Here is a 10,071-nt window from a genome sequence, read left to right on the forward strand (position 1 = left end):
TCGGCCAGATGCCCGTAGTCTTCGCTCCAGTCGAACTGGAAGGCTTCGCCCGGGCGAAAGGACAGCGGAACAAAGGTGCCGCGGCCCGTCGTCTGCTGTTCCCGCTGGCGATCTGTGCGCCATTGCCGCGCAAACGCCGCAACCCGGCCGTAGGAGCCGGTAAAGCCTAGCTTGACCAGATCGGCATGCATCTGTTTCAGCGTCCGCCGCTGCTTGCGCGACTTGCCGGCTTCCGTCTTCAACCAGCCGGCCAGCTTCTCGGCGAAAGGATCAAGCTTGCTCGGGCGATCCGGCGTGGCGAACTTCGGCTCGATCGTGTCTGCCGCCAGGTGCTTCGTAATCGTGTTGCGCGACAAACCGGTGCGCCGCGCGATCTCGCGGACCGACAGCTTCTGCCGCAAGTGCATGCGTCGAATGATGTTCNAGTGGAAATCAACAATAACCCGATACACTTGGCTTCTCGGCGAGTGAGACCCTGCACCAGACCTTGCCGTCATTTGTCACGCAGTTCCGGCGGATCAGGCGTGTTCCATCGGGCAGCCCGATGATGATGTTGTGGTCCAAGCCCGGACCTTCGCGGAGCTTCAGGAGATCATCAGGCCCGGCTCCTTGGACCACCGCACCGGAGCCAACCGCGCATGCGGTGGTGACGGCAAGAGCGAAAAGAGCAGCAAAATGGGTTCGCATCGTCCCTCCTTGATCGTTTTTCCACCACTACGACACCAGAATGCCAGATCACAGCGGGCATCTTCTGGGTGCGAAGACCCTCGCCGGCTCCGGTCGAAGTATCCTCGGCCAATATGGACAGGCTCGGGAGGGTGACCTTTCCGGCGACGCAGCGCTGTTGGAGAAGAGCCTGCACCTCTCTGTAGCCTGGGCCGACGATACTGAGGGGGTTACCTCCTGACGAGAGGATGCCTCCCCCAAAAGGCCGGCCACTTCCCGCTGGCCCAGAGCCCGTCGTGACCTCTGGATGCGTCCAAGCCCTTTGCCGCACGTTCGGCCCGGAGGGCTTCCATCAGGGCGACCTCGCAGACAGACTGAGATTGCCCCCCACTTCCCGGGCTCTGGTGGCAAGCTTTGCATTAAGCGAACAGGGTTCTTTGCCATGCAGCGTGCCTTTCGGGACGTTTGAGCCATTCTCGGTCCGCTGCCCTGGAATTGGCACCCGTCGTGCATAAGTCGAGTATGGAACTGACACATGGAGGTTACGACATGGGCGACATCACCGGCCGGATCGAAGCGCTGAACGCGCGTCACGCGGCGCTCGAGGATCAGCTCGCGGAGCTTCTGAAGTGCCCCTCGGCAAGCGCCGAGGAAATCGCCGCCATCAAGAAGGAAAAGCTCGAGATCAAGGACGAGCTTGCCCTGCTGCAGCGTGAGACAGCCAAGGCCTGAAGCCGTAGCGGCGCCAGCAGCAGTCGGTGCAGCTGTCACAACAGACTTCTGGCACGACCACCCCTTGTCTCTGCACAGCCCCCTGCGAATGATCCGCAGGGGGCTTTTGATTATCCAAGCAGCCAGTAGGCCACAACGGCAACAGCGGCAAATCCAACAATCATGATGCACCAGTTCAGCAAGATGGCCTTGCCCGATTGGACTTGTCCGACTGCCTCTGGTCGCTCGTGGCTTGCAGGAAGGGCTTCCTCAATTTCTGACGTCGGGACATCAGGCGGCATCCGGCTCGCAGCCGGTTTGTTGTCATGGGAGCTCATGTTTCGTCTTTCGTCGATGAAGGGTCATGATCTGCCGGCCTTTCGGCAGGCGGATCGATCTCAGGCCGTCATGCGAAAGAAGGCGGTCCTCTGGCGCGAAATGGCCGCGCACGAGGGAATGAAACGCAACAGCTGTAATATGCCGGGGAAAGAGTTCCGTTGGCCTTCGCAAAGAATGGCAGCGCCTGCGATGGACGCGGTCCGTCCATCACCAGAAGGCGAGTGTCTGCTGCGTCCTTGCGGGAAACAAAATCCCGACCTTGAATGGCCGACAGCGTCGCGGCCGGCTTGCCGAGGTAAGCAGTCAGGCTGGCCGGAGCAATGACCTGTGGTCCCGGCAGCAGGGCTATCAGCATAGCCAGCAGCAGCGCAAGCCATAGCCTTGCCAAGGGCGATGACTTCGCCGTCTGGAACATCGGCGGTAAGGTCATTCGTCGACTGATCATGTTTGAGAGCTGGGAACAAGAGCCCGCCCCCGGACAACGTCTGAGCCTGCTGAACTCATTTAACCGATTTCGGATCAGCCTGTCGGACAACATTGACGTTGCTTTTGATCCAAGGCACCGTGATCATGCAAGCAAGGAGCGGGTAGTGGCTGAGCGTATTGGCACCATCATCGGTTATGTTGTCATCGGAGGGGTTTATCTTCTGATGGCTTGGACTGCGTTTGGCGGCACCGGTTGAGCCAATCTCAGGATACACGAATAACCTGCTGTTAGGCATGCGGCAGAGGAGGCTCCAATGACTGTTCATATTGCAGCCGGATCGGGACCTTCGACCCTCTAGCCTGCCGTGGTGATCGGAGTTCTGGCAGTCTCTCGGAGATGGCCGAACGGCATTGGCCCTTCCTGACCTTTCGCATCGGAACAAAGCCCACCGCATGAAATGACACCCGGCTTCCCTCATGACCAGGGTTTGTTTCCGTCTCTGCGGCGTACTGGATGCAGATGTCGCTTGGGACTCACTGTTGCGGACAATGCCTCCTGGGAGGACTTTGCAGGCTGAGGATCATGCGACACTTCATCGGGTAGATCAGGCTCCTCAGGAGAAGCGGGAGAACGTTGACCTGGAAAGTCAGGCAACAGTCGCCACAATCAGTCGGTTAGTTACAGATAATATATTGTTTTTACTAAATTAAAAGTCTAGCGCCGGCGCACCCTGAGACGACACATCGCTGCGCCACGGCGGAATGAGGTCTGATCTCCGCTACCTCTTGCGCAGGCTAATTTCTCCATCGGCCTCCAGATGGGCAGAGGCCACCTCTAACAGGTCGCAGATGCCTTGCTTGCGCAAGGTTGCCATGATCTCCTCCTCTGTCACCAATTCGCGCCGCATGTTGCGGCGTATTATCCGGCCGTTCTCGACAAGAAGGGTATGCGAAGGGCGCATCAAGCGGCGAAAGACGGGCACCCGGTATTCCAGGATGTCGAGAATGTAACTCCACAGAAGCACCACGACGATCATCAGAAGCAGGTCGCCCGTCGAGATCGAGCCTCCGGAAACGGCATCCGCTGCAAGCGCGCCAATGACGACCAGAACCAACATGTCGTTTGGCGAGATGTGCCCTGTATTCCGCTTGGGGACGATCCGGACAACCAAAACAAGGCCAAGCCAGGCAATGCTGCCGCGTAGGCAGATCTCCCAAAGGGGAAGTTCGGGACGAAGGATCTCTATCATGTCTGTCTCAGAGTTTTCATCAGATGCTCTTTCAGATCGGTAGTCCTAGGGCGAGCCACGTCCGTTTCCAGCAGCATCCGCACATCGTGGGTTAAATAGCCCCGAGTCTTAAGCGCCTTCGCGTCTCATCATCTGCCGCCGTTTGAAGTCGTCAGGCGACAGCATCCCGTTCCTCGCATGCTTGCTTCGGGTTGTAGAACATCTCGATGTAATCGAACACGTCCTGTCTTGCGTCTTCGCGCCCGGTAGGTCCTGCGCCTGATCCTTTCGCGTTTGAGCAGGTTGAAGAAGCTCTCGGCCGCCGCATTGTCATGACAGTTGCCGCGGCGGCTCATCGAATGCTCAAGATTGTGGGCACCCAGGAATGCGGCCCAATCCATGCTGGTGAATTGACTGCCCTGATCCGAATGGATCAGCACCTTGTTCTTCGGCTTTCGTCGCCAGATGGCCATCATCAGGGCCTGCAGAACAACATCTGTCGTCTGACGGCTCTGCATGGACCAGCCGACCACGCGCCGGGAGTAAAGAGCGATGACCACCGCGAGGTAGGCGAACCCTTCTTGCGTCCGGATACAGGTCATATCGGTCACCCAGACCTTGTCCGGGGCCTCGACGTCGAACTTCCGGACCAGTTCACGCTTCAGCCGCCGGATCCCGGCATCCTTCTCCGTGTCACCCGACACTGCCTTCGCGAACTTACGCTTCCACGCATAAAGCGAATGCGTGCTGACGCCGAGCCGAGCCGAAACCTCCTTGGCCGGATAGTCCCGCTCCGTGATCTGCGCCACCGCATCGCGCTTGAACTCGTCCGTGAAATTACCTGTGCCCATCATGGCCTCCTTGCCTCAAAGTTAGCGAAGAAAGCGTCCAGGAAACATGGGGCTATTCACCGGATGGGTGTGCATACCGTTGCTTTTGCTGACGCCGGTGCCCATATACAGCCCATGACGTACGTGCTGCGACATACTCGGCCTGAGCCGAGCATCAAAGGTCCGCTGCTGAACCGCAGCTGACCCCGCAGGGGGCTGGGATCAATCCGGCCACCACTGCGGGGTATCGGCAAACCCTATTCGTATAGTCGAGCGGCTCTCACCTATCGCAACAATGCGATGGTCAGTTCCCGCTCATGGTTCAGCCTGATCGTTGCCCATCAGTCCACGTGGCTGACAACGATCTGGAGCTTATGGAGGTCATCGTGTCACGCAGTCCAACGCGACGGGATCCGTTTGTTGCGCGCATCCCATTTCTGTTCCGAGGAACGGCCAGCGTTCTTTCCCCGTTTAAGGAGCGGGTCAGGAATGCGGCCCGCCTTTATATCAAGCGGCGCACCATCAGGGTGCTTGAAAGCCTTGATGATCGGATGCTTGACGACATCGGCCTGTCTCGCAACGAGATCGCCCGTGTGGCTGATGATCTTGTCGCCGATGATCCGCGTCCCGCAGAGGTGCTGCAATCGGGCCGTCGGGCCCTGTCGCAACAAAGGGAAAGTCACCCGGCTGTGCCAAGAACGGTTCTGCAACTGCCTGCTTGTCATGTACCAATCGCGCCGGTCCGGCCCAGGGCCTGAGAGATGATGATCTTTGCTCATATCGCGAGGTTCCGGATCTATTCCGGCTCTTTGCTGACGCGCTCTCTGCCCTGGGCAGAGGCGGGCAACTGCTGACGCCCTTTCTCGGGCGCAATCTCTCTACCACCGTAACAGCCAGCCGGGCCCCTGCCCGATCGGGATCATCATGCGTTATACCTCTCAAGACCGGCTCCGGACCGGAGCAGGGCTCGTTGCCCATTACCACAATCATCTACCCGCCTTTCGCGACATCGCGGCCTTGAGGCCGATCCGCGCCCGACTGGGGACCTATGACTATTGGCAGCTGAACGAGCACAGGCGTCGGTTTCAGGATATCGGCACCGCGCCGTTCCTGCGGCTGGCACAATTGATCCGCGCGAAGATGGCTGATGCCGAGGTCATCACCACCCCCGAGGTCGTTCCAGGTGTGGTAACGGGCGCATCTCGCGTCAGCTTCACCATCGAGGGCGGACGGCCGCAGACCCGGACACTCTATCATTGGAGCTATCCCGAGCATGACCGCAGCCGCCTGGCCGTCGGCACCTATCTGGGCGTGACCCTGATCGGGTTGCGGGTCGGGCAAGGCATGCACCTTCTGGACAGCGAGGATGTGCTGGGCACGGTCCGGGTCCTAGAGGTCCAGGATCCCGCGGATGCCTGTGCCGGCCTCAGCGACTGAACCAATCCAAATCGTAACTGAAAGGAGACTGCCATGTCTCGATCCCCACGCCGCGTCCGCGCGGTCATCAATGCCGATCATGTCGGCCGTCTTGAATCTCTGGCCGAGGCCGCCAGTGCCCGCCTGCCTGACGTCGCCGAGCCGCTGCTGGCGAAGCTTGCCACAGCCAGAATAGTCACCAGCAGGCAGATGCCTGCGGATGTGGTCACGCTGGGCACAGCGTTGACCTATCGCGACGACATCAGCGGCCGCGAACAGGACGTCACCCTGGTTTGGCCTGAGGAGGCCGACATTGGTCGGGGCGCCATTTCGGTGCTGACACCGATCGGGATCGCCCTTCTTGGCCTGCCCGTCGGCGGCAATGTCAGCTGGATGACACGGACGGGTCATAAACGGGCTCTGACGGTGCTGCGCCTTGGCGTCGTGTCAGAGGCCGCATGACCTTCATCCTGCCCTTTCACCATAGCTGACCCTTCGGAGAACATCTGATGTTTCGTCGCCTCGTTCCTTTGTCTTGCTCCCATTGCGGCGCAGGCATCCCCCGCTCCGCCGCAGGGCGGTGCCCGATCTGCCGAACGGAGTTTGGCGCTCCCCTGCACGCAACAGCATCCCCACGGGAGGCGGGCCAGCCGGTGGTTGTCGGCGTCCGGCCGGGGTATGTGAGGCTCCCCATCACCACGAGGCGGTTTTGAGACCTCTTCGCCGGCTGCTTCCGCCGGCCCTCCTTCTTGCAATCCTTCTTGTCATTGATCTTGGCGGACCAGACATCCTGGCGCGGCTTGATATTGCACATCTGTCCGGCAACGCCCGGAACGTTGTCCATTTCTTGCTCTACCTCGCCTTGGCCTGGTTGCTGAGCAGGATCTCGAGCCTGCTCTTGAGCAATTTGCGGCCGCGCAGCAGGCCTGTCCCGAAGCTGGTCAAGGACCTGGTATCGGGATTACTGTTCTTGATCGCGATCGTGTCGGGTATAATCCTGATGCTTGGTCACGGCGCCAGCGGTGCCTTGGCTGGCTCGGGGGTCGTGTTGGCTCTGATGGGTTTCGCCATCCGTAATGTCGTTGCTGATACTCTGTCAGGTATCGCGCTCGGATTGGAAGGACCCTTTCGCATCGGTGACTGGGTCGAGGTCGAGAGCTTGGGACGTGGTCGCGTCATCGAGATTGGCTGGCGCACCACTCGGCTTCTGACAAGGGACTTTACCTATGTGATCCTTCCCAACAGTCAGGTCTCCCGGCAGCGGATCGTGAACTACAGCGCGCCAAGTTCGGTCTTCCGGGCCCAACTGGAGTTGGTTCTGGATCATTCCATCCCCGCAGCCAAAGGGGCTGAGATCCTGGAGGATGCACTCTTGCATGCGCCATTGATCAAGCAGGCACCGCGTCCGGACGTGCGCATCCAATTCATCGGCGCAGATGGCGTGCATTATGCGCTGCGCTACTGGTTGGACCGGTTCGACCACGAGATCGAGTGCCGCGATGCGATCTGGCGTCAGGTGGACAAGGCTCTCCGGAAGGCCGATGCGACAACACCTTTACGCCGGGTGACGGTGATGGAAGAAGTTCCCCCTTCAGCAGACAGGGAACAGGCCTTGGGGCAAGGGCTTCGCGAGAGCATGGGCTAAAGATCCAAGCGTATTTGACCGGGCAAGCGGGTGTAGCAGTCAGGATGCTTGCTTTGCCGAAGGGGCCATGCGGCACGCTCTGCAAGTACCACTATTGACCCACTTATCCACAACTTCGGGGGACTGTTCAGGGGATAATGTTGCAGCTGAGCGGATCACATGCGCTGCTGTCGCGGTTTTGCCCGAAGCCTCATGGCACGGGTAGGTCCCTTTCTTGCTGCGAGCCTTCTGCGATCCCCTAAAGGTTTTTCAATGGCCTGCTCTGGTGCGGTAGCAAGATTGGCTTCAGGATCTCATCAACAAAGTGATCTGACATGCAATAAGCGCTGTTCTCGCTCCGGAGGCCGGGGCGCGCTGAGCGCTTCCAATGGCTGTCGGGCCAAGTCACGGCAGACAGCCGTCCGCCATGACCTCTTCTCCCCTCGCCGTGTTCGGCTCAGATCACGCCGAAGGCCAGCATCGGTTCGGCCACGCGCACAAAGCCTGCGATATTGGCCCCGATCACATAATCGCCCGGTGCGCCGTATTCATCGGCCGTGCTGTAGCAGGCGTCGTGGATGTCGCGCATGATCTCGGCCAGCCTGGCCTCGGTCTTCTCGAAGCTCCAGCGGTCGCGCGAGGCGTTCTGCTGCATCTCGAGCGCCGAGGTCGCGACACCCCCGGCATTCGCGGCCTTGCCGGGACCGAAGCGGACGCCCGCCTCGTGGAAGGCGCGGATAGCCTCGGGGGTCGAGGGCATATTGGCGCCTTCGCCCACGGCCGTGACGCCGTTGCGGATGAGGGTCTTCGCATCGCGCCCGGTCAACTCGTTCTGCGTGGCCGAGGGCATGGCCACCTGGCAGGGCACGTCCCAGATCACACCGTCGCCCGACTTGACGAAGTAGACGCCGCTGCCTTCGCCCTTCAGGCGCAAGTAATCCGAGATGCGACCGCGCCGGACCTCCTTGATCTCTTTCAGCAGCGCCAAGTCGATGCCGCCTTCGTCCACGACATAACCGCTGCTGTCCGAACAGGCGACAACCTTGCCGCCATAGAACTGCACCTTCTCGATCGTGTAGATGGCGACATTGCCCGAACCGGAGACCACGACGGTCTTGCCGTCGAAATCCTCGCCTTGGGTCTGCAGCATGGCGCGGGTGAAATAGGTGTTGCCATAGCCTGTTGCCTCTTTCCGGGCCAGCGAGCCACCATAGAACAGGCCCTTGCCCGTCAGGACGCCCGCTTCATAGCGGTTGGTCAGGCGTTTGTACTGGCCGAACATGTATCCGATCTCGCGCGCGCCGACGCCGATGTCGCCGGCTGGCACGTCGGTGTACTCGCCCAGGTGGCGGTACAATTCGGTCATGAAGGACTGGCAGAAGCGCATGATCTCGGCATCGGACCGGCCCTTGGGGTCGAAATCCGAACCGCCCTTGCCGCCACCGATCGGCAGCCCGGTCAAGGCGTTCTTGAAGGTCTGCTCGAAGCCCAGGAATTTGATGATCCCGACATTCACCGACGGGTGGAAGCGCAACCCACCCTTGTAGGGTCCCATGGCCGAATTGAACTGGACCCGGAAGCCGCGGTTGATGTGGACGCGGTTCTGGTCATCGGTCCAGGGCACGCGGAAGATGATCTGGCGTTCGGGTTCGCAGATCCGCTCGATCAATGCACGGTCAAGGTATTCCGGATGCTTGGCCACCACCCGGCCCAGGCTTTCCAGCACCTCGCGCACGGCCTGGTGGAACTCGGCTTCGCCCGCATTACGTCGCACGACCTCGTCATAGATGGGGGTCAGCTTGTCGTCGATCTGCACCATGGTCCTGCCCTTCTGTTATCCGGACAGTGTGTTAGCGGTCATCTTAGGCAACCTGAATGGGAAGAAGCGCAATTTTTGAACATTGTGTTTTAATGTCAGGCAATAAGTCGAAGGAGTGCACCTGATCGGCTGTCTCGACCACTGAAGTGCACAGCGTGAGATAGCACCCGAAACTCGGACAATCCCGGCAGTAGTTGTTCGTCGGGCATCCACCCCAGTGCTTGTCTTGTCATCGACTGGCTAGTCATCTGTTACCAGATGCTGAGCCACGGTCCGGCAGCCGGCAGCGAGGTCAAGTCGCTTACAGCATTGGCGGCGATGGCATATGAGGCGAAGCGGACCGCCCTTACGTCGGCCCGGGAATTGATCAGGATGAGAGCCCATTGATGGCGTAGATGCCCCCACCTGTCAGCATCAACAGAGCCTTTCACAACCAAGCCAGCAGCAAGACGAGCCTCAGAGCGATGCAGCCGCCTTCCACAGGATCCGGATAGCGCCGCATCGGTCATGTCGCACCAGATACCCAGCCAATTGACACGAGCATCCGACAGCAATTCCGGCTTCGGTGTCTACCTGTTGCAATATCCTCTTATAACCGGCCATTGGTCCTCTCCGGCTGCAGCTGCGGACTTATCGAATTTTTGGAACACCAGCTTTAGCATAGGGAGCGCATCTGCTTGGCGACGAGCATTATTAAGGCACGCTAAGGGGCGACGTTACACAGTCCAGCGCGTCATAATCCGGAACGCTTTGGAGACTACAGCCGCGGATCACTCCGCGGCCGGTTATGTTCTACTGGTTCGCTTGTCGTGTTTTCCGGTTCCAGCGGATCGAGGACCACAGAGAGATGCCGATGAGCGCTGCACCGCCCAGACCAGTGATCACTTCGGGGATGTGGACGAAGGATTGCAAGAACATGATCACAGAGAGTGCAATGATGGCATAGAAGGCGCCATGCTCCAGATAGCGGTATTGTGCCAACGTGCCCTTTTCCACCAGCATGATGGTTAT

At 59.8% G+C, this 10,071-nt stretch carries 12 protein-coding genes and 2 pseudogenes; 6 read left to right on the forward strand and 8 right to left on the reverse strand.

Going from position 1 to position 10,071, the window contains the following annotated elements; genetic code table 11:
• Both IE224_RS19955 and IE224_RS19960 read right to left on the reverse strand, forming a co-directional pair.
• A partial coding sequence (locus tag IE224_RS19955; RefSeq protein WP_506330852.1) for an IS21 family transposase occupies nt 1–407 on the reverse strand: 407 nt, incomplete at its 3' end.
• A 25-nt stretch (nt 408–432) separates the two neighbouring features.
• Nucleotides 433–687 carry an SH3 domain-containing protein gene (locus IE224_RS19960; protein WP_191313178.1) on the reverse strand — a complete coding sequence of 85 codons (255 nt, stop codon included), beginning with the start codon at nt 685–687 and terminating at the stop codon, nt 433–435.
• Nucleotides 688–1,215: 528 nt separating this feature from the next.
• Here IE224_RS19960 and IE224_RS19965 point away from each other — a divergent pair.
• Nucleotides 1,216–1,398 carry a YdcH family protein gene (locus IE224_RS19965; protein WP_191313180.1) on the forward strand — a complete coding sequence of 61 codons (183 nt, stop codon included), beginning with the start codon at nt 1,216–1,218 and terminating at the stop codon, nt 1,396–1,398.
• Between the two features lie 110 nt (nt 1,399–1,508).
• Here the strand turns inward: IE224_RS19965 and IE224_RS19970 are convergent, their stop codons facing one another.
• On the reverse strand, nt 1,509–1,715 hold the full coding sequence (locus IE224_RS19970; protein WP_191313182.1) for a hypothetical protein: 207 nt from the start codon (nt 1,713–1,715) through the stop codon (nt 1,509–1,511).
• A 321-nt stretch (nt 1,716–2,036) separates the two neighbouring features.
• On the opposite strand from IE224_RS19970, the gene IE224_RS19975 reads away from it, so the two are divergent.
• Nucleotides 2,037–2,399 (forward strand): hypothetical protein, encoded by a 363-nt coding sequence (locus IE224_RS19975; RefSeq protein ID WP_191313184.1) that lies wholly within the window; start codon nt 2,037–2,039, stop codon nt 2,397–2,399.
• A 522-nt stretch (nt 2,400–2,921) separates the two neighbouring features.
• On the opposite strand, the gene IE224_RS19980 is transcribed toward IE224_RS19975, so the two are convergent.
• From IE224_RS19980 to IE224_RS21530, 3 genes and pseudogenes are all read right to left on the reverse strand, one after another.
• Nucleotides 2,922–3,260, reverse strand: a complete 339-nt coding sequence (locus IE224_RS19980) for a DUF421 domain-containing protein (RefSeq protein ID WP_202380375.1) — start codon at nt 3,258–3,260, stop codon at nt 2,922–2,924.
• A 240-nt stretch (nt 3,261–3,500) separates the two neighbouring features.
• Nucleotides 3,501–4,024: pseudogene (locus IE224_RS19985) on the reverse strand (IS3 family transposase); the annotation flags it as partial.
• Between the two features lie 69 nt (nt 4,025–4,093).
• Nucleotides 4,094–4,222, reverse strand: a pseudogene (locus tag IE224_RS21530) (transposase); the annotation flags it as partial.
• 353 nt (nt 4,223–4,575) lie between these two features.
• Here IE224_RS21530 and IE224_RS21475 point away from each other — a divergent pair.
• The 4 genes from IE224_RS21475 to IE224_RS20005 all read left to right on the forward strand — a co-directional run bounded on the left by IE224_RS21475 (nt 4,576) and on the right by IE224_RS20005 (nt 7,262).
• A complete protein-coding gene (locus tag IE224_RS21475; protein ID WP_191313197.1) occupies nt 4,576–4,959 on the forward strand; it encodes a DUF1127 domain-containing protein in 384 nt (127 codons plus the stop codon).
• Nucleotides 4,960–5,125: 166 nt separating this feature from the next.
• On the forward strand, nt 5,126–5,638 hold the full coding sequence (locus IE224_RS19995) for a GreA/GreB family elongation factor (RefSeq protein WP_191313187.1): 513 nt from the start codon (nt 5,126–5,128) through the stop codon (nt 5,636–5,638).
• A gap of 33 nt (nt 5,639–5,671) precedes the next feature.
• The gene (rnk, locus tag IE224_RS20000; RefSeq protein ID WP_191313189.1) at nt 5,672–6,079 is read left to right on the forward strand and encodes a nucleoside diphosphate kinase regulator; all 408 of its coding nucleotides are present in this window, start codon (nt 5,672–5,674) and stop codon (nt 6,077–6,079) included.
• A 247-nt stretch (nt 6,080–6,326) separates the two neighbouring features.
• Nucleotides 6,327–7,262, forward strand: a complete 936-nt coding sequence (locus IE224_RS20005) for a mechanosensitive ion channel family protein (protein WP_229849484.1) — start codon at nt 6,327–6,329, stop codon at nt 7,260–7,262.
• 436 nt (nt 7,263–7,698) lie between these two features.
• Here IE224_RS20005 and gdhA read toward each other — a convergent pair whose 3' ends face one another.
• Both gdhA and IE224_RS20015 read right to left on the reverse strand, forming a co-directional pair.
• A complete protein-coding gene (gene gdhA, locus IE224_RS20010; protein WP_191313193.1) occupies nt 7,699–9,060 on the reverse strand; it encodes an NADP-specific glutamate dehydrogenase in 1,362 nt (453 codons plus the stop codon).
• Nucleotides 9,061–9,852: 792 nt separating this feature from the next.
• A partial coding sequence (locus IE224_RS20015) for a DUF475 domain-containing protein (protein WP_191313195.1) occupies nt 9,853–10,071 on the reverse strand: 219 nt, incomplete at its 5' end.

The sequence above is a fragment of the Paracoccus aerius genome (genome assembly GCF_014656455.1).
Taxonomy (GTDB): Bacteria; Pseudomonadota; Alphaproteobacteria; order Rhodobacterales; family Rhodobacteraceae; genus Paracoccus; species Paracoccus aerius.

Coding starts and splice junctions, on each gene's coding strand:
- IE224_RS19980 (WP_202380375.1), bottom strand. CDS start 3,260: ATGTTGGTTCTGGTCGTCATTGGCGCGCTTGCAGCGGATGCCGTTTCC.
- IE224_RS19970 (WP_191313182.1), bottom strand. CDS start 1,715: ATGAGCTCCCATGACAACAAACCGGCTGCGAGCCGGATGCCGCCTGAT.
- IE224_RS19960 (WP_191313178.1), bottom strand. CDS start 687: ATGCGAACCCATTTTGCTGCTCTTTTCGCTCTTGCCGTCACCACCGCA.
- IE224_RS19965 (WP_191313180.1), top strand. CDS start 1,216: ATGGGCGACATCACCGGCCGGATCGAAGCGCTGAACGCGCGTCACGCG.
- rnk (WP_191313189.1), top strand. CDS start 5,672: ATGTCTCGATCCCCACGCCGCGTCCGCGCGGTCATCAATGCCGATCAT.
- gdhA (WP_191313193.1), bottom strand. CDS start 9,060: ATGGTGCAGATCGACGACAAGCTGACCCCCATCTATGACGAGGTCGTG.
- IE224_RS19995 (WP_191313187.1), top strand. CDS start 5,126: ATGCGTTATACCTCTCAAGACCGGCTCCGGACCGGAGCAGGGCTCGTT.
- IE224_RS19975 (WP_191313184.1), top strand. CDS start 2,037: ATGACCTGTGGTCCCGGCAGCAGGGCTATCAGCATAGCCAGCAGCAGC.
- IE224_RS21475 (WP_191313197.1), top strand. CDS start 4,576: ATGGAGGTCATCGTGTCACGCAGTCCAACGCGACGGGATCCGTTTGTT.